The 21230-nt window shown below is 39.5% G+C and carries 24 protein-coding genes and 2 pseudogenes; 14 read left to right on the plus strand and 12 right to left on the minus strand.

Annotation, left to right across the window (positions count from 1 at the left end; genetic code table 11):
- From AC1UFB_RS16735 to AC1UFB_RS16755, 5 genes and pseudogenes are all read left to right on the plus strand, one after another.
- Positions 1-207: pseudogene (locus AC1UFB_RS16735) on the plus strand (IS607 family transposase); the annotation flags it as partial.
- Positions 179-1300 (plus strand): RNA-guided endonuclease InsQ/TnpB family protein, encoded by a 1122-nt coding sequence (locus AC1UFB_RS16740; protein WP_100346319.1) that lies wholly within the window; start codon positions 179-181, stop codon positions 1298-1300. The pseudogene AC1UFB_RS16735 and the gene AC1UFB_RS16740, both read left to right, overlap by 29 nt.
- 162 nt (positions 1301-1462) lie before the next feature.
- Complete coding sequence (locus AC1UFB_RS16745) at positions 1463-2836, plus strand: YjiH family protein (RefSeq protein WP_235932321.1); 1374 nt, start codon at positions 1463-1465, stop codon at positions 2834-2836.
- Between the two features lie 373 nt (positions 2837-3209).
- Positions 3210-3446: a hypothetical protein gene (locus AC1UFB_RS16750; protein WP_100347375.1), complete on the plus strand. Its 237-nt coding sequence runs from the start codon at positions 3210-3212 to the stop codon at positions 3444-3446.
- Positions 3409-4257, plus strand: coding sequence for a hypothetical protein (locus AC1UFB_RS16755; protein ID WP_482589525.1), 849 nt, complete (start codon positions 3409-3411; stop codon positions 4255-4257). The genes AC1UFB_RS16750 and AC1UFB_RS16755 overlap by 38 nt, the downstream gene beginning before the upstream one ends.
- A gap of 46 nt (positions 4258-4303) precedes the next feature.
- Here the strand turns inward: AC1UFB_RS16755 and AC1UFB_RS16760 are convergent, their stop codons facing one another.
- On the minus strand, positions 4304-4492 hold the full coding sequence (locus AC1UFB_RS16760) for a hypothetical protein (RefSeq protein ID WP_100347377.1): 189 nt from the start codon (positions 4490-4492) through the stop codon (positions 4304-4306).
- 145 nt (positions 4493-4637) lie between these two features.
- Here AC1UFB_RS16760 and AC1UFB_RS16765 point away from each other — a divergent pair, with 145 nt between their 5' ends.
- Positions 4638-5684: a TcaA NTF2-like domain-containing protein gene (locus AC1UFB_RS16765; RefSeq protein ID WP_100347378.1), complete on the plus strand. Its 1047-nt coding sequence runs from the start codon at positions 4638-4640 to the stop codon at positions 5682-5684.
- Positions 5685-5905: 221 nt separating this feature from the next.
- Positions 5906-6220, plus strand: a complete 315-nt coding sequence (locus AC1UFB_RS16770) for a hypothetical protein (RefSeq protein WP_100347379.1) — start codon at positions 5906-5908, stop codon at positions 6218-6220.
- A 107-nt stretch (positions 6221-6327) separates the two neighbouring features.
- On the opposite strand, the gene AC1UFB_RS16775 is transcribed toward AC1UFB_RS16770, so the two are convergent.
- Positions 6328-6636, minus strand: a complete 309-nt coding sequence (locus AC1UFB_RS16775; protein WP_100347381.1) for a DUF3784 domain-containing protein — start codon at positions 6634-6636, stop codon at positions 6328-6330.
- Positions 6637-6786: 150 nt separating this feature from the next.
- Between AC1UFB_RS16775 and AC1UFB_RS16780 the strand changes: the two genes are divergently transcribed.
- The gene (locus tag AC1UFB_RS16780) at positions 6787-7107 is read left to right on the plus strand and encodes a DUF1433 domain-containing protein (RefSeq protein WP_144593909.1); all 321 of its coding nucleotides are present in this window, start codon (positions 6787-6789) and stop codon (positions 7105-7107) included.
- Between the two features lie 400 nt (positions 7108-7507).
- Positions 7508-7786 (plus strand): DUF4176 domain-containing protein, encoded by a 279-nt coding sequence (locus tag AC1UFB_RS16785; protein WP_482589526.1) that lies wholly within the window; start codon positions 7508-7510, stop codon positions 7784-7786.
- 50 nt (positions 7787-7836) lie between these two features.
- Here AC1UFB_RS16785 and sstT read toward each other — a convergent pair whose 3' ends face one another.
- A complete protein-coding gene (gene sstT, locus AC1UFB_RS16790; RefSeq protein ID WP_328101498.1) occupies positions 7837-9066 on the minus strand; it encodes a serine/threonine transporter SstT in 1230 nt (409 codons plus the stop codon).
- Between the two features lie 287 nt (positions 9067-9353).
- Positions 9354-10340: a LacI family DNA-binding transcriptional regulator gene (locus AC1UFB_RS16795; RefSeq protein ID WP_025910151.1), complete on the minus strand. Its 987-nt coding sequence runs from the start codon at positions 10338-10340 to the stop codon at positions 9354-9356.
- Between the two features lie 79 nt (positions 10341-10419).
- Here AC1UFB_RS16795 and AC1UFB_RS16800 point away from each other — a divergent pair, with 79 nt between their 5' ends.
- Positions 10420-11259, plus strand: a complete 840-nt coding sequence (locus AC1UFB_RS16800) for an HAD-IIB family hydrolase (RefSeq protein WP_061786587.1) — start codon at positions 10420-10422, stop codon at positions 11257-11259.
- A gap of 38 nt (positions 11260-11297) precedes the next feature.
- Here AC1UFB_RS16800 and AC1UFB_RS16805 read toward each other — a convergent pair whose 3' ends face one another.
- Positions 11298-11522: a hypothetical protein gene (locus AC1UFB_RS16805; protein ID WP_025910153.1), complete on the minus strand. Its 225-nt coding sequence runs from the start codon at positions 11520-11522 to the stop codon at positions 11298-11300.
- Positions 11523-11826: 304 nt separating this feature from the next.
- On the opposite strand from AC1UFB_RS16805, the gene AC1UFB_RS16810 reads away from it, so the two are divergent.
- Positions 11827-12570, plus strand: a complete 744-nt coding sequence (locus AC1UFB_RS16810) for a hypothetical protein (RefSeq protein WP_025910155.1) — start codon at positions 11827-11829, stop codon at positions 12568-12570.
- A 28-nt stretch (positions 12571-12598) separates the two neighbouring features.
- Here AC1UFB_RS16810 and AC1UFB_RS16815 read toward each other — a convergent pair whose 3' ends face one another.
- The 4 genes from AC1UFB_RS16815 to AC1UFB_RS16830 all read right to left on the minus strand — a co-directional run bounded on the left by AC1UFB_RS16815 (position 12599) and on the right by AC1UFB_RS16830 (position 15355).
- Positions 12599-13621 (minus strand): DUF3231 family protein, encoded by a 1023-nt coding sequence (locus AC1UFB_RS16815; protein ID WP_482589527.1) that lies wholly within the window; start codon positions 13619-13621, stop codon positions 12599-12601.
- A gap of 194 nt (positions 13622-13815) precedes the next feature.
- On the minus strand, positions 13816-13959 hold the full coding sequence (locus AC1UFB_RS16820) for a hypothetical protein (protein ID WP_482589528.1): 144 nt from the start codon (positions 13957-13959) through the stop codon (positions 13816-13818).
- Between the two features lie 113 nt (positions 13960-14072).
- Positions 14073-14813, minus strand: a complete 741-nt coding sequence (locus AC1UFB_RS16825; protein ID WP_328101742.1) for an LCP family glycopolymer transferase — start codon at positions 14811-14813, stop codon at positions 14073-14075.
- A gap of 173 nt (positions 14814-14986) precedes the next feature.
- Positions 14987-15355: a PilZ domain-containing protein gene (locus tag AC1UFB_RS16830; protein ID WP_482589529.1), complete on the minus strand. Its 369-nt coding sequence runs from the start codon at positions 15353-15355 to the stop codon at positions 14987-14989.
- A 302-nt stretch (positions 15356-15657) separates the two neighbouring features.
- On the opposite strand from AC1UFB_RS16830, the gene AC1UFB_RS16835 reads away from it, so the two are divergent.
- Positions 15658-16182, plus strand: a complete 525-nt coding sequence (locus AC1UFB_RS16835) for an SUKH-4 family immunity protein (protein ID WP_025910157.1) — start codon at positions 15658-15660, stop codon at positions 16180-16182.
- Between the two features lie 24 nt (positions 16183-16206).
- On the opposite strand, the gene AC1UFB_RS16840 is transcribed toward AC1UFB_RS16835, so the two are convergent.
- Genes AC1UFB_RS16840 through nagA form a run of 3 tightly spaced genes read right to left on the minus strand, consistent with a single transcriptional unit; the run spans position 16207 to position 18886 of the window.
- On the minus strand, positions 16207-16932 hold the full coding sequence (locus AC1UFB_RS16840) for a GntR family transcriptional regulator (protein ID WP_025910158.1): 726 nt from the start codon (positions 16930-16932) through the stop codon (positions 16207-16209).
- Between the two features lie 38 nt (positions 16933-16970).
- Positions 16971-17702, minus strand: coding sequence for a glucosamine-6-phosphate deaminase (gene nagB, locus AC1UFB_RS16845; RefSeq protein ID WP_025910159.1), 732 nt, complete (start codon positions 17700-17702; stop codon positions 16971-16973).
- The gene (gene nagA, locus AC1UFB_RS16850) at positions 17702-18886 is read right to left on the minus strand and encodes an N-acetylglucosamine-6-phosphate deacetylase (RefSeq protein WP_482589530.1); all 1185 of its coding nucleotides are present in this window, start codon (positions 18884-18886) and stop codon (positions 17702-17704) included. The genes nagB and nagA overlap by 1 nt, the downstream gene beginning before the upstream one ends.
- A gap of 204 nt (positions 18887-19090) precedes the next feature.
- On the opposite strand from nagA, the pseudogene nagE reads away from it, so the two are divergent.
- Positions 19091-20968 (plus strand): annotated as a pseudogene (nagE, locus tag AC1UFB_RS16855) (N-acetylglucosamine-specific PTS transporter subunit IIBC).
- A gap of 115 nt (positions 20969-21083) precedes the next feature.
- Positions 21084-21227 (plus strand): hypothetical protein, encoded by a 144-nt coding sequence (locus tag AC1UFB_RS16860; protein WP_482589531.1) that lies wholly within the window; start codon positions 21084-21086, stop codon positions 21225-21227.
- Positions 21228-21230: the final 3 nt, after the last annotated feature.

A 21230-nucleotide genomic window follows, 5' to 3' on the forward strand; every position in this document is an offset into this window, starting at 1 on the left:
CTCTTGGAAAATTTATTTGCTAAATACGGAACAAAGATTGAGGTTATCGACAATACTCCAAAGACAGATGATCAAGAGTTGGTCGAAGATTTAATTCAAATTGTTACTGTATTTAGTTGCAAATTACAAGGGAGACGGGCGAATAAGGCTAAGAAATTAATTAAGGAGTTGAAAGAGAATGATACTAGCAAAGAAGATACGAATTAAACCAACTAAAGAACAAGAAATTCAACTATGGAAATCTACTGGTGTGGCAAGATGGGTATACAATTGGACATTAGCTAGACAACAAGAAAATTATCAACGAGGGTTGAAATTCTTATCTGACAATGTTTTAAGAAAAGAAATCACACAAATTAAAAAACAAGAGGACTTCCAATGGTTGAGTGAAGTATCAAATAATGTAGCTAAACAAGCTGTTAAAGATGCTTGTAATGCATATAAGAGATTCTTTAAGGGTTTGGCGAAACGTCCAAGATTCAAGTCTAAGAAGAAATCTAAACCTTCTTTCTATAATGACAATGTGAAACTTAAAGTAAAAAAGAACACGGTGTTAATTGAAAAAGTAGGATGGGTTGCAACTTCTGAGCAAGTCCCAATGGGAGTGAAATATACTAATCCTAGAGTATCTTTTGACGGAAAGCATTGGTATATCTCTGTTGGAGTAGAGCAAGAACAAGTAAAACAAGAATTAACGAATGAAGTAATTGGAGTAGATTTAGGAGTTAAAGAATTAGCAATTTGCTCGAATGAAATGGTGTTCAAAAACATTAACAAAACAAAAGAAGTGAGAAAGATTGAGAAACGTTTACGTAGGTTACAGCGAAGCGTTTCTCGAAAATATGAGATGAATAAGGAGGGAAACCGATTTGTCAAAACATGTAACATTATAAAAATCGAAAAGCAAATACGAAACCTACACAGACGGTTAGCTAACATTAGAAACAATCACATTCATCAAGCAACAAATACAATAGTGAAAACCAAACCTTGTAAAGTTGTGATGGAAGATTTGAATGTAGTTGGAATGATGAAAAATCGTCATTTAGCTAAAGCAGTAGCCAAACAAAAGATGTATGAATTTCTCCGTCAAATGAAATATAAATGTGAAAAATACGGAATTGAATTTATACAAGTTGGACGTTTCTTCCCATCTTCTAAAACATGTTCGTGCTGTGGACAAATTAAATCAGATTTAAAATTATCTGATAGAGTTTACAAGTGTGACTGCGGATTAGAGATAGATAGAGATATGAATGCTGCGTTAAACTTAGCTAAATATGGAGAATTAGTAGCTTAGTCACTTACAAGACACTACTAATGTGTAGGGTTCGTTGTACCCGAATTAACGCCTGTGGAGTATCATATCAAATGTGAGTAGCTTCGGCAAAAGCAGATACAAAGAAGCAGGAAATAAACATTGCTTATAGATTTTTATAGGTTTTTGGCAACGGGAGCGCCAGTGAGTAGCGTTCCAGCAAAAAAGGTACAGGATAAGGGGTATAGTAGAGGAGATTATGTTCGATTTATTGTTCCATCCGTATTAGGAATTTTATTGTTTATGATTCCCATTCCGATGGAAGATGGAACGACCGTTTTCGTCGCGTTTGTTGCAAACTGGCTTGGTGATGTATTTGCATCAACAATTCCAATGATTGCCGCTATTTTAATGGGAATTACGTTTATTGGAACATGCGTTGCCAAGTGGGGAAAACCTGACTTTATCATGAACTCACCGTTTTTAAAGAATTTGTTTGATGTCAGCATCCCGTTTTTTTTAGCACGTACGCTGGGCTTCTTACTTGCAGCAATGGTTGTGTTAGGCATAGGCCCCGCTTTTATTACGTCTGACGACACGGGAGGCTTTTTATTAACGGGTCTTGTGCCAGTGCTGCTGACAACATTCTTACTTGCTGGCTTTTTCTTACCGCTTCTTTTGGATTTTGGTTTACTTGATTTATGTGGCGTCTTGTTTGCTAAGCTGATGCGTCCACTTTTTAAACTTCCAGGACGTTCTTCCATGGACTGTTTAGCATCTTGGATTGGTGACGGGACAATTGGTGTGTTCCTAACGAGCAAGCAGTATGAAGACGGGCATTATACAGAGCGAGAAGCAGCGATTATTAGCACAACGTTCTCGGTTGTATCTATTACGTTTTCAATCGTCGTAATCACCGAGATTGGCCTTGCTCACATGTTCGTTCCGTATTATTTAACGATTGTTGCTGTAGGGTTGGTGCTAGCGTTTATCATGCCGCGCATTCCACCATTATCTCTCAAGAAAAATACGTATTTTAAAGAAATTGAGCGTGAAGACGAATCGTTTATTCCAAAAGGTCAAACGCCGTTTCAGTGGGGAACTGAAAAAGCGATTGAGCAAGCGCGTAAAAACGGAAGCGTGTCTACGTTTTTTAGAAACGGTACAAAAAACGTATTGGATATGTGGCTAGCGGTTATTCCAGTTGTCATGACAATCGGGACCATTTCGGTTATCGTAGCAGAATACACCCCGTTTTTTGAATGGATAGGAAAGCCGTTCGTGCCGCTGTTAGGGCTGATGGGGGTACCGGAAGCAGCTGATGCATCCGTGTCCATTTTAGTTGGCTTTGCAGATATGTTTTTACCAGCGATTCTAAGCAGTGGAATTGAAAGTGAAATGACACGCTTTATCATCGCATGTTTATCGGTAACGCAGCTTGTGTACATGTCTGAGGTTGGAGGATTAATTCTGGGATCTAAGCTTCCGATTCGCTTTAAAGATCTTGTGCTCGTTTTTATCCTTCGCACAGCAATTGCTCTTCCGCTTATCGTGCTGATCGCACACTTCATATTCTAATAACGGCTAGCCTGCTTCTGGAAGCAGGCTAGCTTTTTTTAGCTTGTTTTTGTTAAAAATAAGCTATTCACTTCTTTTGACCTTTCGTGCTGAAGGGCAGATTCAGCGGCTTTTTTACGCTTTCTTCAAACGGATAGAATTCTGCAGCTCGGTATTTGTCTTTGCAATTAAATAGATATAGTCTTTAAACAATTAAGAATTCTAGAAGGTTATCGAATAAGAGATAAGTAGACAACGCTGGACCATTGATTCATTTTGCTAGGGCTTCAGATGTGTTTATGGAAAATACTATTCTTTTTTCTATAATAATCCTGCTATTTTAAAATTGGGAGGTGTGCTTCCTCCTAGACAATTGAAGATAGGGGAGAACGGTATGAGGCGTTTGTTCATGTTGATGATGGTTTTCTGGCTTGTTGTTCCGCTGGGTGCGCAGGCAGGAGGATTCGGAGGGAAAGATGATCCGTCTGGCGTACCTGGCCAATGGTACGTAGGAAATACACCTGCTTCTGTGGATCCAGCTAAACCTGTCGTTGTATTTGTTCATGGTTTTCACAGCTCTTCAAACAGGTTATATGAAGAATTACCGTGCCCAAACGGATTCACACGCTAATCGCTTGAAAAATCCAATTTATACGTTTGGTGGAACGAGCTGGGGAAGCTTTGGTTCAGCGCTTTATTTTGGGGGCGTTTATTTGAACTCCTACGGCTCTAACGACGGAGCTGTAACGGTGACAAGTTCTCGTTTACCGTATGGTCGTGAAGTTCGCGTGGGTTCATGGGATCATTCAACTGTTAAATCAAGCGCTACCTTCAATTTGTTTAAACCATACTTAACGACGACCCAGGCACTTTCCGCTTCAAAAATCAGCGCATTAGAAGCCGTGCAGCATGAAGAAAGCGCAACAAAGATTGAAGTAGACTGGCTTAGCGAGCAAAAAATGAATGATATTGAGCTTGTTAGCCCAACTGGAAAGGTGTACCAAAAAGCGGTTGGCACCATTGACGAAGGTGTCTTTAAAGATGCTCATCATCACATGTTTCAAGTATCATCTCCTGAAGCAGGAAAGTGGAAAGTACAAGCAAAGCACAAAAAAGCAGCGTACTTTTTAAACGTAAGTGTAAAAAGTAGCTTAAACGATGACATTGAACTTCAAAACGTAACTCCTTCTTCTGTCGACGTAGTTCATTCAGGTGACGTGGCAAAAGCAGACGCAACTCTAAACATTAAGAAAAATGGGAAAGTCGTAAAGAAACAGCAAAAAGATATGAAAAAAAATCAGCAGTTCAACGCTTCCTTTGCTGAAGAAGGCGTCTACAACATCACTGCGGACATCAAAGGTCAAACAAAAGACGGAAAGCCGTTTGAACGCACCATTGTGAAATCAATTTATGTAGATGCTAAAGGGAAGGTTTTTGAATAATAAAAGAAGCCGGAGCATTTTTTTGCTCTGGCTTTTGTGTGGGGTTTTATGCTTCGTGTTTGTCTTGTCTATCGGGCAGAACTTTTTCAACGATAAACGAAATAAGCAGGTAGGATAAAGGGCAGATTACGACCAATAAATATATTTTGTCTTCAGGTAAGTGATAGAAAAGAAACACGCTTAACGTTCCAAAAAGTAAAGGAGGTAATAGTTCTTTTATAAGGTTTCGAATCATGTGTCAGAGCTCCTTATTGATAGAGTAGGTAGTACTAGTTTAACGCTTTTTAGTAGAATTGTATAATTTATGAAAAAACCCCTCGAACTTTTGTTTTTTAGTGCTAAAATACTATTATATTTATAAAGAAGGAGTGCATATAGCAGTGCGAAAGATTTACTTCATGATGTCTTTGCTGTTGCTTTGTTTTCTAGCTGCCTGTCAAGAGAGTAACAGTACAGAGCAGGTTACTCAGTCAAAACAAGTGAGTGAAGAAGAAAAGCAGCTAAAGACTAACAGCAATGACAAAAAGGAAAGCGTAGCGAACGACGAGCAAGAAGAAAGTACAGAAAATGAAGAGAAACAACAAAAAGTTTCTGGAACATCCGTACATAAAAAGGAGCCTGTAACAAGCAGTAACCAAGTAAACGTATTAAGGGATGACAAAGTAGTTTCTACGATGAAAGGCTATGCTAATGGATTAGTTGCAGGCATTAATATCAATTCATTTTCAAAAGTAGAGCCGTATTTACAGCAGGGAAGTTCGTTATATAATCAACAAAAATCACTTATATCAGATTTACATAGCCGTGGGATAACGGAAGAAGTTGTTTCAGTCAACGTTGATTCAATAAGCGGAAGTGGAGAAAACTATCACATTCAAACAACAGAGCGCATCGAGATTACTAAAAGGGATGGTTCAACGCGAACAGCTGATTTTTCATGGAAGTATAGCGCAGTTTGGAAGAATGGAGAATTAAAGCTAACGGACATTCAAGAAGTAAAATCAAGCCAAACGGTTGACTCTTCTGGAGCAACGACTGTCTCTGAGAAAGAGGAGTCCCTAAACGCATATAACGGAACGTGGGGAACAGGTGAAAATGATGGATCTCCTTTTATCACCATTGAAGCAGGCAGTGGGAATATGGCTTCTGTTTCAATCGAATCGTGTCAACCACCTCGGTGTTTGCGTCTCGCAAGTGCTTCTAGTGAAAGTGTTCAATTTATCGATAAACAAGCTTCATTTGCTTATGATGAAGATGGTCAAGGAAACCATGGAACCGTGTATATTAGACTAGAAGGTAATCAGGTTTTTATTGAAACATCAGATAAATATCGTGCTTCCGATGCTTTTTGGTTCATACCAGAAGGGACGTTTACCCTTCATCACATTGAAGATATATCAGCTATTGTAGATCCGGAAAATAGCTGAGGCACAAAGAACCAACCTGCTACGACAGGTTGGTTCTTTATCTAGTGAATAAATTTTCTTCGTGATGAAGACTACAGTTATACTTTCCATAAATATAATTTAAAAATAAAAAAGTACTTAACATTATTAAGTGCTAATGCTATTATATTATATTGAGATGAAAATAGGTATTTGGAATTATTTTTCTCTTCTTAACTTTATTATGAAAGGATGTGTGAGATGTGAAAGCTTTACTTCGAAATGAAGGTGGAATTACTAAAAGTGTAAAAGTAGGTTTTAGTTGGACAACCTTTTTCTTTGGATTCTTTCCAGCGCTTTTTCGTGGAGATTTAAAATGGGCAGCTATCATGTGTATTATGGCTGTCGTAGTAGGTATATTTACTTTTGGTTTTGGTGCATGGATTCCTGGAATTATTTTTTCTTTCGTTTATAACAAAATATACATAAAAGAGCTAATTGAAAAGGGCTATGGTCCAGCTGATGAGCATTCTAAAGTAATTTTAGAACAACGTCAAATTGTAACAACAGTAGCATGATAAAAACAGAGAAACTCAATGGGTTTCTCTGTTTTTTTTAGATAATATAAATTTATTAGAGGATAAATTAAATAAGTTAATGGATAGAAAAATTATTAACTAATCTGCTATGACAGGTTGGTTTTTGTTGTGGATCCTAATTTCTTATGCGTATAAATGACTAGGAAGAGGTAGCCAGCAATAAGAATTAAAATGACAACCTCAGGCTGAATGGCTAAGATAAAGCCAGCAGTGAAACTAAGTAGTCCGCCAATCAAGCTAGAGAGGCCACCTAGTGTGCTTGCTTTTTCTTTATTACGTATACGACGCTCGTTAAATCCAGGAAGCAACCATATTTGTTTTTTTATGCCGATGAAGTAAGCTAGGATGAAAAGAATGAAGCTAATCAGAATTAGGTTATAATTGATGAAAAGCAAAATGAACACGTCCTTTTTACAACTAATGTATGGTGAAGATAGTCGAAGTAGTACAAGGTAATAGGGGGATTTCATATATGTTTTACCCAAAAGGTAATCCACTGTTGCTATAATAGAAGCTAAGAATAAGAGAATAAAGGGGAGCGATTGATGAAAAAAGTAATTTTTACGCTTTTGGGGTTAGCGATTGTCGCTGCAGGAGTGATGGTATACATGCTTCAACATCATGAAGCAAAATCCTATGCAAAGGAAATAAAGCCCCAGGTAATCACGCATTTACAAAAAGAATTTCATGACGTTTCATCCGTCACGTTTACGGAAGAAAAGCTGTTATCTAAGAAAAGAATACAAATAAGTGGTTACGTAAATAACAACAAAGCGCTTGGCTTTTCCGTAACGACCTCGTATCCAGCCGAAGATATTGAAAGTGAGCTCGTTGTAGATCAAGCACTTTTTGATCAGCTGAAATAAGAAACCATTCTTTTTTATTAAAAATACCTAACACAATAGTAAATCATCCCCAAAACGTGCAATTATTTTGTTATGTTCCAAACTCTTCTTCGTTATACAAAACATTCATAGGCAGTGAAGGTGAGGATGCTCCATATCCACCTTCCATGCTCCGACATTTACATACAGAAAAACCGTTGGTAAACACTACTTTCCTATTTTCTAACCATATCTTTGTACTTAGTTGAGGTTTGGGTCTAAATACTCATCTGATAATTAGGTAATTTAAGGTAATTTCCCTATTTACCTTTCAAGTCTACATGTTAACCTAATGGTAAGTACATAGGAGTAGAAGTAATATTGATTTAAAAATTAAGCGTACGTGTTAATTAACTACATCATCTTGTCAGGAGGAGTACTCATGGATCAAGCACTATTACCAAACGGGTCTGTTGTATTGTTAAAAGGGGGAGACAAAAAGCTCGTCATTTATGGACGTAAGCAAATGTCTCTTGGAGAAGAGCAACAAATTTATGATTATATCGGCGTTCCGTACCCAGAAGGGTTCATTAATGAACGGTACACATACGTATTTAATCACGCAGCGGTTGAGCAAGTAGTGTTTGAAGGTTATCGTGATGAAGATGAAGTCAAGTTTCAAGATGTACTACAGCAAGTACCAAAGCAAAAGCCAGAATAAGATAGGTAAATGAAAAGCCCTCTTCACATCGTGAAAAGAGCTTTTGCTGTTTACAGGCTAATTTCTTTTCCTTCTTTACGTTTTCTTCTATACTCAGCAGTTGCTGTGAAAAGTACGTCTGAAGAAGAGTTGAGCGCTGTTTCACAAGAATCTTGTAAAACACCGATGATGAAGCCCACCGCAACGACTTGCATCGCTACATCGTTTGGAATTCCGAATAAGCTACATGCTAATGGAATTAATAGTAAAGACCCACCAGCTACACCAGATGCTCCGCAAGCTGATATTGCAGCTACGATGCTAAGAATAAGTGCTGTACCAAAATCAACTTCGATGCCAAGCGTATTAACAGCTGCAAGTGTTAATACAGAAATTGTAACGGCTGCACCGGCCATGTTAATTGTTGCGCCTAGTGGAATAGATACTGAATATGTATCTTTATCTAAATCTAGCTTTTTACATAGATTCATATTCACTGGAATGTTCGCAGCAGAGCTACGCGTAAAGAATGCCGTAATCCCGCTTTCACGTAAGCATTGTAAAACAAGTGGATATGGATTTTTACGAATATTAATAAAGACGATAATAGGGTTAACAACAAGAGCAATAAAGAACATGCATCCTAATAAAACTAATAAAAGCTTTCCGTAATCAAGCAATGCCGATAAGCCGTTTGTAACAAGGGCTTCAAATACAAGGCCCATAATACCAAGCGGTGCTAGATTAATAACCCAGCGAACGATTGTTGAAATGGCATCTGAGAAGTTGCCAATCATATTTTTGGTTGTATCAGGTGCATGGCGAAGCGCAATACCAAGTACGATTGCCCACGCTAAAATGCCGATATAGTTAGCGTTCATCAGTGCATTTATAGGGTTGTCCACTATATTGAACAATAGCTTTTCCAGTACTTCACTTAACCCACCTGGAGGCTCAAATCCTTCAACGCCGCTTTCTTTAAGCTGTAGCGTTACGGGGAAAATAAAGCTTGCGATGACGGCAACAAGTCCAGCTAGGAATGTGCCGATTAGGTATAAGCCAATAATAGGCTTCATATTTGTTTGCTGCCCATTTCTGTGCTGTGCGATTGCGTACATAACTAAAAATAATACCAATACAGGCGCAACAGCTTTTAGCGCACCTACAAATAGCGCACCAAAGATTGTAACGAGTTTAGCTCCTTCAGGAACCGTTAACGCCAGAACGACACCGACCATAATCCCGATTACAATTCGAGTAACTAGACTAATTTGATTCCATTTGTGCAATAAGTTTTTCATCATTTGTTCCTCCGATTAATGCTTCATATCCTACATACTGCTCATACGTAAAAGTAAGTTTACCATGAAAAATATTGATTGTGAATGTGAAGAAATAAAATATTTATAATTTTTAGAAAGTTTTTTCTTTGTACAAATGTCCACTCCACTAAAACAACCGCTTGCATGATTATATGTTATAAAAGAGAAAAATGCTAGTGTAAATTTTTATAAATAACAGAAAATTGTTTTTTTGGAATAAAGAAAAAGTACAAAATCAGGCGTGAGGCGTGCAGCCTGATTTTGTGCTACGTTGTTTCTCGTATAACCAGTGTGGCTTTATAAAGCTTACGTCGAGGAGGCATTTCATTCTGATGTACGCGGAGAGCAAGTGCTTTAGCTACGTCCTTTGCAATTGTTTGTAGAGGGTAATCAACCGTTGTGAGTAAAGGAATGCTCGCGCGTCCAATGGAATGGTTGTCAAAGCCCATAATTGATACATCTGTCGGAATGTTAACGCTATGTTTTCGTGCACTATGAAGCAAACCCATAGCTACAAAATCACTTCCTGTCAACAGGCCATCTGGATAATCTTCAGTTTGAAAAAGTGTATCTCCAAGCCGAAGTCCGTCGTCAATTGTCATAACCCCGTTTCTTTTCATATCGGGTGAGTAGGTGATCCCTGCATCTTTTAAAGCGTGCTTAAATCCGCACAGCCTTTTTTGTTGAAGCGGCGTCTGTTCATAATCCATACAAAGTAAAAGGCGCGTTCGACCTTGTTTGAGTAAATGGGTCGTTGCATCAAATATCGCTTGTTCTTCATCTACTGAAAAGACGTCGAAAAGGTTTCCAGGAGCTTGTTCATTGCAAATGATGACGATTCTATTGCCTACCAACTCCTTGATTTCTTGTTCAGATAATAAAGTATGTGTCACAACCAGAGCGTCCATTTCTTGCTGTGCGAGCTTGTCATAGACATAACGCTCTTCTGATGGTTGAAAATCGCTTTGATAAATGACCGTTTCGTATCCAGATTGGCGACAGGCTTCTGAGAGTGCACTGATTAACTGACTAAAATAAGGGTGATCGACGGTAGGTACCAATAAGCCAATAAGCTGGTTTTGCTTCTTGCGCAAGTGAACGCCTCGCGCATTTCGCTTGTAACCAATTTGCTGGATGGCTTTTTCTACTTTTTCTTTGCTTTCTTGTGAAACGTGGGGATGGTGATTTAACACGCGTGAAACGGTGGATTTTGATAAACCGCTTATACGAGCAAGATCCAGAATTGTTGTCATAAAAAAACCTCCATTTAGTCGTTGACCTGGGAACGTTCCCAGCGTGTATGCTGAAAAAAAAGCAAAAGGAGAGGGAAACATGAACAAAAAAACATATCCTCATGGAAAAGAGACGCACGCACTTATTTTCTTTGATTTTGACGAAACATATTTTCCGCATGCCTGCACAGTGGAACAGCTTTCGATGCTGCAACAACTGGAGAGGTATTTACATGATGTGTGTAGTCAATATCACGTGAAAATTGGTTGGGTAACCGGCAGTAGCATCGCGCATATTGAGTCGAAAATGAAGAAAGCGAACTTAACATATTTGCCTCATTTTATTTCCAGTAATCTTGGCACAGAACTATATATGGTTGATGAAGAAGGAAATAAGAATAGCTTACCAGAATGGCAAGCTAAAATTGACGCTTCCGGTTTTTCAAAGGAAACTGTTCAATCGCTTTTACATCAGCTTCGCACTGATTATGAGGTTGTCTTAACGCCTCAAACGCAGTTTGGTCAACAAGGGTATAAAATGAACTATTACTATTATACAAAATCAGAGCAAAATACTCATTCAGTCTTGAAGGTTATTAGGAAGTTAGCGGATGAATACGCAGTGGAAGTAAATATTAATCGATGCAATCCAAAAGCAGGGGACCCCGAAAATGCGTACGATGTTGATTTTATTCCAAAAGGTACAGGAAAAGCAGCCACCGTTCATTTTATGAAAGCATACTATGATGTTGCTCATCACCGAACGCTCGCTTTTGGAGATAGCGGAAACGATATCGACATGCTAAAAGCAGTGGAGCACGGCTATTTGCTTTTTAATGCGACTGATGAAGCGAAAGGTCTTCATGATCAACATGCATCGTCTGCTTATGGAGAGGGTATTATGGAAGTGTGTCAACAGGTTTTTACTTCGATGAAATAACAAAAACACCGGCTGCAGGCTTGCAGTCGGTGCTTTTGTTATTTTAAAAACTTCTGCACATACGGTGTAACCATTGGCTTTACGTGAGCATACAAATCTTTTGCCTGCTGGGCACCACCGGCAATCTTTGCATAGTCCATGTTACCTTGGTCATCTTGAAAATAAGACATCCATTCCGCTACTTGAGATCTTTTTTGAGGACGTCTTCTCGCAAATCCAGGGAATGGAAAAGCAGGTCTACGACGAGGTCTGTTTGAAAACATTTCTTCACCTTCTTCTAGTTGTTATAACGTATTATATGAACGAAAAGAGAAGAATGGAAAGGTTCCTGTCCTAGACCTTTGAAAATAAATAATAAAGGTTTGAAAAATGTTAAGAAAACAGAGTCGACAAATCCATGAACTTGTTAGACAAAACATGACGCTTTCTCGATAAAACGGCGCTATTTCCCTAGAAATTGTTGCAAACGACCTCTTTATTTGTAGAGATTTTACGTACGAAAGTCCCGTTTGATAGGCATAATCCCCTTTATAATAAAGGTAAGTGAATGCTGAAAGGAGCGGTTGAATGAAATGGACAAGCGGTATTGTAGTAGGAGCTTTTGCGGCATGTAGCGCAGTGATGGTAGCAGGTGTTCAGCATTGGGAAACAAAAATAGAGGGGCAGGCACAGGCAGCAGTCGTGGAAACGGCACAGCCTCATCAAAAGCAGTTTTCTGGTGTATCAAGCTATACAAAGCATTTACCCCCATTTTTGGTTAGTGCGATTGAAGATACGTTTATAAAAGACAAGCCCATCTCACTTGTGCTGGTAGCGAGGGAAGAGGACGAGTGGGCATCTTTCGTAAAGAAATCTTTAGAAGATACATACGGACAAGACGTATTTCACATCCAAATCTATTCGTATCATGATCAAACAACAAAAGAGCTCGTTCATTCTTCTTTTCAGCAAGACTTACAAAAGCTAAATCCGACCCTTGTTTTAGCTGAGGTTCCGATGTTGGAAGACCAGAAGGAGATGCCGATTGATGATGCGCTGCCCGAACTTCAAGCGTTCATTTCGCAAGTGAAAGAATTAAAAACAGCATTTATCCTTCAGCCGTCATCACCGTATGCTTCACAATATGAATCTTATGAAGAAGCGGTAGCAGCCGTCGGAGGAATGGCGAAGGAGAATCACGTTCACTATCTCAATCACGCTCCGCTATGGCCTTATGAAATCTCTCCTTATGTCACAAAAGAAAGTAAGTTAACGAAGGAAGGAAAGCGGCTGTGGGGTGAGCATCTAAGCAGCTGGTTTACAGGGAAATAAACGAGCAAAAAAGCATGAATGTTTTCATTCATGCTTTTTTGTTTGGAGAACGAATAAGCTGTTCTTTGTTAATGGTTCCAGGAGGTTGTTCAAGCCACTGGTTTTTAATCATAATATCTGCTCCAGCTTTTGCATAGCGTCCAATTTCAAACGACATTCTTTCGTAATTTAAAGCAAGGTCGCTTCGCTGGCTAGCTGCAGCTGCCGTTGCGTAATTACCTATACCTGTAGCGCTCAGTAAGCTCATGTGAAACATCATCAGCTTTTCAGAGAACACTGGAGTTGTTGAATCCGTGATGTAAAGATCTGAGCTCATTGGTGCGGCGATATGATCGTTTAAAAGCGTATCAGCAAATAGCTTAATATGCTTTTGGGAGATTTCATTTCCTCTCATCATAAACTGCTTTACCTCTTTGGACGTAGCCGTTTGAGCAAAGCTTAAGCAAATCTTATAGCCAATTAAGTTCGTTTGGATATTTAAAAACAAATGTGAAATCTCAACCGCATTTACGGGACGGTTTTTGCTGAACAAGTGAAAGCCGCTTATGTACTCCTTACTATCAATGTAATCGACTTCACTTGGAACGCAAATGTAAGGTGGGCGTGTGAGAATTCCCATTTCAAGAGCCAGCTTTGTCGTTTTTTCATAAAAAGAGGCCGTTTTATGCAAAGCGGTTGAAAAATAGTCAATTAAGTCATATCGAGCGCTCATAGCTAATGAGCCGCTGTAGTCAACCATTCCAGCTTTTGACATGTGATTGAGATAGCTAAGACAAAACGTATCCGTATATAAACGGGGAGCGTTCACATTTACGTCTTGCTTCCCAAATCCATTTGGAATTGCAAACTTTTCTTGTTGAAATAACTTCTGCAAACTGCTTACATGCTCAGAGGACATCGTTAAAGCCTCTTTTACAAGCGCGTGAATATCTTTATCTTCAATATGAGTTAACATATAAGCTAAAATACATGTTGCCATGCTGTCATTCATATAAGCTGTCCATAGAGATGCAATTTCAGCTGATGTTAAATTGGGTAAGTGTTTTTCCATTCCTATTCCTCCAGTATCATTAGTTTTTCTCAAAGAGCAGAAGATTATGAGAAGTACTTCTTCAGAATATGCTCTGCAAGAAAATGTTGACTTTATGAACGGTATGGGAAGATAGGTGTTTTTAGCATGATGAACCAGGTGCATTTTGCATTTATGTAAATGGAGGAGTTTGGGACATAACAAAATGATTGCTTCTAAAAGACGAACACTAGCTGTTCCCATCTCTTTAGGTTAGCTGAACACGTTCGTTTCATTGCGCTACGGCCACTCGCTTTCCGCGGGATCTCCGTTTTCCCTCTCTTTCCCGGAGGAGTCGAGTGTCCTACGCTCCCTTCCATCCTGTTCCAAACTGGTTTTCCCACTCAACAAAAAGCCTGAACGATTAAAAGTTGTGAACTCTCAATTGTTCAGGCATAGTAGGGGTTGAACTACCTATGTCCCAGCCTCTTTTTTAGGATAACTGAAGCTTGCTTGTAAGCTGTTGAACCTCTACTTCAGTTTGCGGGTATTCAGCTTTTTTAATGCTAGCAAACGCTGCTTTATATTGCTTACGCATAAGTGAAAGGTCCTCGAATGTTAAGTTTGTTTGTACAGTGTTCGATAGCTCATTTAATATCGGTTTTGCTTTTGTGAACGATGGAACGGTAGCCACTTGTTTTATAATCGCTTTGGCAGCAAGTATCTGCCGGTCGTGAGCAGAGAGTACATCTTGTTCATGGACAGGCTGAAGGTATGCCAAAGCTTCCTCACCGGTCAGCTTCACTTCACCAGCTGGAAATGTACGCTCATCGTTCGTAAAGGCAGTGGGGTTGTTAATTACAATACCGTCAAGCTTATCAACAATTGTTTTAATGCTTGTTTGATCGATCATGGCATAATAGTCAATTGGAATACCTAGCGTCTGCTCAGCATTTTGTAAGAGCTGTTCTGTAGACTGGGCATTGTCTTTCAAGATAGAAGCTACGGGAATATTGGTCATATGAACATCTGCATCTTTCTTATTAATGGTCATATGCACAAAAGATGTATGTTCTTCGTTTTTTGTAATTAAAAGTGCAGAAATGGGTTTTCTTTGTTTTAACGCTTCTTCTGATAGAGGCTCTTTATGAGACAAAGGTACGTATGCATCATTCATAGCAGCTTTAACCGTTTCATATCCAAACATGCTTGTTCCGACAAATCCAATTAACAAAAGCAGAACAAGGCCACCAATCCATTCTTTTTTTTGCTTTACTACTCATTGTGTCACCTTTTCTTTTTACAGTTTCGTTTTTATTATTTCCACGGAGGGTATAAGCTTAAACAAGAACAAAATGTTGAAAAGAAAGGAAGGTGGTTGCACTAAAAAAAGATAGCCATTACGTGCTACCTTTTTCGATACTCTTTTGCATATTGTTTTAATGTATCTAATAATAACTGCTGCTGGTTTTCATCTGTAAATGCTTCAATCCCGTATAAAAACTCATGATTTGATTTTTCTTTCCAGACGGCCAAACCAGTGATTGTAAGGTTTTCATCCAGTAAAGAAAAGTTAACGGTAAGCTCAATAGATTTTTGAAATACTGGAAGATCTAGTGGTGTGATTAGCTTCATCCCTCTTGGTGATAAATCAATAATGGTAAGTGGACCGGGTTTACTTTCGATGTCTTTTCCATCGTATTTTTTAATGAAAAACGTGCCAACAATGGGCTGTGCAAATGTAAAACGAAAAGGCTCTTCACGCTTATATTGCATAAAACAGCTCGCTCCTTTTAAGTAGGGAATAAATGGAGAAAAATGCATCCTTCAGCTGATGTATTCCTTGCTTTCTTCACATATAGTAAGAGAGAGGCTGCTTTTGCTACTATTTCTCACTACACTATATCGGTCAGTTACATTAAATCTATAGAAAAAGAAAAGGTATTGTCAATATTTTATGAAATTTATGCATTCTTTTGTATCGAAATATAAAGAAATGTTATGACTGAAACGAATAGGTGACAGTGTAAATAAAATAGTAGACAATAAGCATGGTAGGGTAGAGGGAGTGACAGAGGTTGAAGAAAGTAAAACAACGCAAAGAAAAGCGAATACTGTTTGACAAAAGTCAATTAGCACCGCTTAAAGTTGATTTGGAGACTAAAAAGCTGCTAGCTGAAGTTGGGCTACCGCGAGATGTTGCTCCATTGTTTGAATTCATGTCCTCTAAAAATCAGCTATGCACTTTGTGTGAGACGCTTCATTTATCTGCTCGCTATCAGCTTTATTGGTTTTTAGGGATGACAAAGCTAGGCGATCCTATCTGTTTACATGGTGACAATGGCAACATTGTACTGTTAGATGTTTCAAACGATGACTGCGAGCGTCTAATCAACTCATCGCTTGTACAGTTTTTACAGTTTGTTGAACTATTTTACGAATATATCCAGCCTTTCGTATTACGAGATGAACGTCCCGAAGTTGATGGTCATGTTCCAAATATATTAATTCGCGAAATGCGCGAGCGTTTTGAAGAAATTGATAAAGAAGCGATGAAACCCCATAGCTTTTGGAAATTGGAATTGGATTCGCTTTCAAAGTAAACCTCGCTTTGCAACGAGGTTTTTCTATGTCCGATTTATGCTTACGGTAAACTTATAGCGATCTGCACGGTACGCTGACCTCACAACTTCTAGCGGCGTGCCATCTTCTAAGTATGTGTAGCGTTGAATCAGAAGGATAGGGGATCCCTTTGCTACCTGCAAGTGTTCCGTTTCGTTTTCTGTAGCCACAATGGCTTCTAACGTTTGTGTAGCATGTCCAATTTTTAATTCGCTTTGCTGTTCGACATAGTTATAAAGCGATTGTTGGATAATGGCTTCCGTCACGCCTTTGATTAGATTAGCGGACATATAGACCGTTTCAATGGCCATTGGAATTCCATCCGCCAATCGAATACGTGTGATTTCATAGACGGGGTGATGCACTTGAATCGAAAGCTGAGACGCAATTTTTGCTGTAGCGGGAATAATTTCAAAGTGAAGCAAGCGGCTACTTGGCGTGAAGCCCCTTGCCTTCATATCTTCTGTAAAGCTCGTTAAGCCTACAAGCTGCTGCTCAATTTTTTGTTCAGAAACGAACGTTCCGCGTCCTTTTTCACGATATAAAAGGCCTTCATTTACAAGGTTTGTAATTGCTTGTCTTACTGTCATACGGCTAATTTGAAACTGTGTTGCATACTCTCGCTCGGATGGAATTGCATCGTGAGGTTTAAGCTCTCCGTTTTCAATTTGAGAACGAATTCCATCTTCAATCTGTGTGTAAATCGGCAGAGGTGAATTTTTGTCAATCATGCACAATTCCTCCTTTACATCGATCATACTACAATCCGCTATAAGTTTGTACGAGATAATGCCTTCTCATCAGCGATAATTGTAACAGCCTGATGGTTCTTTAAGATGGAAGCAGGAAACTCTTCCGTTACTGTTCCTTCAAGTAAATGATAGATGGCATCTGCTTTATCTTCTCCAGACGCTAATAATAAAATTTCAGTGCTGTTCATAATAGATGAAATGCCCATGGTTATGGCATGAGTCGGTACTTCATCAATGGATGAAAAGTAACGAGCGTTTGCTTGTCTTGTAGAAGAAGCAAGCGTGACCACATGTGTTTTAGATGAAAAAGGCGTACCTGGTTCATTAAAGCCAATGTGCCCGTTACGACCAATTCCTAAGATTTGGAGGTCAATGCCACCAAGTTGTTCAATAAGAGCTTCGTAGCGCTCACATTCTGCTTCTGCATCTTCTGCTGTCCCGTTTGGAATAAATGTTTGATTAAGAGCTACATCGAGGTGACCCAAAAGCGTATCCACCATATAGTAACGATAGCTGTTTGGATTATCAGCAGAAAGGCCGACATACTCATCTAGATTAAATGTGTGCACTTGCTCATAAGACGTTCCATTTGTTTGATGGTCTTGAATAAGAGCTTCATATAAACCTTTAGGTGTTCCACCAGTAGCTAAACCAAGCGTGATTGAAGGATCACTCTTTACTTTGTTAATAATAATACCAGCTGCGGTTTGGCTCATTTCTTTATAATCTTTTACTGAGATGATATTCATTATTGTTCCCCCTGTTCATATGCGATATGTCCACGACACACTGTAAGCTGCACGTCGAAGTTTTTATTCAGTACAACGCAATCTCCATCTTTTCCTACCTTTAAACTGCCTTTACGGTTGAAAACACCAATTTGCTTTGCTGGATTAACAGCAGTCATTTGGATAACGTCTGATACGCTACAGCTGGTAAAGTCTATCATGTTTTTCATTGCGTCATTCATTTTTAAAATGCTGCCTGCAAGCGTTCCATCCTCTAATGTAGCCATTGTTTCGTTTACGTGAACGGGCTGACCACCAAGGTCATAAACACCGCTTTCCAACCATTTAGCACGTAGTGAATCAGTGATTAAAATTAAGCGCTCGCTTGAAATTTGCTGATAGGCAAGCTTGACCATTTCTTTATGTGAATGAATGCCGTCAGCAATAAGCTCTGTATAGAGCTCTTCGCGCAGGTAAGCTGCACCTAGTACGCCTGGCTCACGGTGATGAATGCCGCGCATCCCGTTGTATAGGTGAGTTACGTGCGATGCCCCAGCTCCAATAGCTGCAACTACTTCTTCATACGTAGCATCTGAATGTCCAATTGAAGCAACTACGTTTGTTTGGTTTAAGTACTTCACAAGCTCTGTTCCACCTAATTCTTCAGGAGCAAGCGTCACAAGTCGAATATGATGTTGTGCTAAATCTTGCCAGCGCTTAAACTGCTCAACGCTTGGCTGTTGAATATGGTGGAGAGGCTGAGCACCTGCTCGCTTGGCTGAAATAAAAGGGCCTTCTAAGTGAATGCCTAGCGCTTCTGCTTGGGCGTTATTTTGGTTGTTTGTAATAAAATGTCCGCATGCGATCAGAGCATCGTTAATGGCTTCTACAGACTGCGTCATTGTAGTCGGAAGAAAGCTTGTTGTTCCTTCTTTTGGAAGGGTAGCAGCCATTGTTTTCAACGCATCTTCTGTTGCGTCCATCGCATCTGCGTTCCCAGCTCCGTGAATGTGGACGTCGATTGCTCCTGGAACGACGATGAAATCAGGAGAATACTCAATAACTCGATCGTTTGAGCTCTTTTGATAATCGTGAATACTACCTAGCTCAGTTATTAACCCGTTTTCTATTTTCAGATATCCGTTTGGATAGACGGTTGTTTCGCCATAAACCGTTACGTTGTAAATGACCAGCGGTTTGTTCATAACATAAGTCTCTCCTTTGTCTTTGTCGAATGTATATGATTAGTGTAGCTCTTTTGAAATTAGTTGTCTATACCAGTTGTGATTTTTTATGTTGTAAGAACTGTTAACACTTATATAAAGGTAATGAAAGCGCATAATTGGTATAGACAACTAGAACACCTCATGGTAGGATGTTAGTAAATATAGAGATAAGGGGATGAAGAAATGTTCCAATTTTTACAACGTGTAGGGAAGTCGCTTATGCTACCCATCGCCGTCTTACCTGCCGCAGCGCTATTGCTGCGCTTAGGTCAACCTGATTTATTAGATATCCCATTTATGGCGCAAGCAGGAGATGCTATCTTCGCTAACTTAGCACTTTTATTTGCTCTTGGAATTGCAGTTGGGTTATCCAAAGATGGAAGCGGAGCAGCTGCTCTTGCAGGTGTCATTGGTTATTTCGTTCTAACAAAAGGAGCCGTTGCGCTTGATAAAACGATTGATATGGGCGTACTTGGTGGAATTGTAGCCGGTATAGTTGCGGGTCTTTTATACAATCGTTTTTCAGATATAAAACTGCCGGAATGGCTAGGTTTTTTTGCTGGTAAACGCTTTGTACCAATTATCACGTCGATTGTGACGCTTGCTATCGCCGGTTTGTTTGGCGTTATTTGGCCGCCAATCCAAGATCAAATTAACAACATTGGTGAATGGTTAACGGGTGCTGGTGCTCTTGGTGCAGGTATTTTTGGTTTTTTAAACCGTATGCTGATTCCACTAGGGCTACATCATATTTTGAACAGCTTAGTGTGGTTTGTATTCGGGGAATTTAACGGAGCGACAGGGGATTTAAATCGCTTCTTTAAAGGAGATCCAACAGCGGGAACGTTTATGACAGGTTTCTTCCCAGTTATGATGTTTGGTCTTCCAGCAGCCGCGCTTGCGATGGTAGCAGCTGCTAAAAAAGAAAAGTGAAAGCTCGTATCAGGAATGCTTATTGGACTAGCATTTACCTCATTTTTAACAGGAATTACAGAACCAATTGAGTTTTTATTTATGTTTATTGCCCCTGTTTTATACATAGTACATGCTTTGCTAACAGGAATTTCAATGGGGCTTGCCGTCATGCTTGATATTCATCACGGCTTTGGTTTTTCAGCAGGTGCCATTGACTATTTCTTAAACTTTGGAATTGCGCAAAAGCCACTGCTACTGGGAGGAATCGGCCTCATCTATGCAGCGACTTACTTCGCGTTATTTTACTGGCTGATTAAATCGCTTAATTTAAAAACGCCTGGCCGCGAAGACGATGAAACAGATGGTGAAGAAGCGGTGGTATTATCAGATGATAAACATGTAAACATGGCTGCTCATTTTATTGAAGGTTTGGGTGGAAAAGAAAATCTTGTTGAAATTGATAACTGTGCAACACGCTTGCGTCTACAGGTAAAAGACTCGAGTGCGGTTAATGAAGGACAGCTTAAGAAGAACGGTGCTCGCGGTGTGATGAAGGTTGCAAAAACGAGCGTTCAAGTCATTGTTGGAACGGAAGTAGAGTTTGTAGCTAATGCGATGAAGCAGCTTGTTCGAGGCGAAAAAGTAATGGCAAGTGCATCAGTGAAAGCTGATCCAAAGCCAAGCGAAGGCGTGCTTGACGAATTTAGCTTACCGTTTGAAGGGGTGGTTATGCCGCTTGAAAAAGTCCCTGACCAAGTGTTCTCTGCTAAGCTGATGGGCGATGGTTTTGCGATTGAACCTATTAATAATGCGCTTCATTCACCAATTTCAGGTGAAGTCATTAGTATTTTCCCAACGAAGCACGCGTTTGGTTTGAAAACAGATACTGGGCTAGAATTATTAATTCATGTTGGAATCGATACGGTTGAGCTAAAAGGTGAAGGGTTTACAACACTCGTGAACGAAGGCGAACGTATTGAGCCAGGCACACCGTTATTACAAATCGATCTCGATTATGTGAAAAAGAATGCTACGTCACTTGTTACACCTGTTGTGTTTACTAATTTACCAGAAGGAAAAGAAGTAGAGATTAGAAAGACAGGTTATCAAAAACAAGGTGCGAAAGGTGTTATCAAACTATTATAATGAAGAGGCTGGGACATAAGTAATTCAGCCAATGATAAACCTGAACGATTGAGAGTTCATAACTTTTAATCGCTCAGGTTTTTTGCTGATTGTGAAAAACAATGTTGGAAACAGGGTGGAATGGAGCGTGGGACACTCGACTCCTGCGGGAAAGAGAGGGAAAACGGAGATCCCGCGGAAAGCGAGTGACCGTAGCGCAATGGAACGAACGTGTTCAGACAAACCAAAGAGATGGGAACAGCTAGTGTTCGTCTTTTAGAAG

It is taken from the genome of Priestia sp. KCTC 13724 (assembly GCF_056820425.1).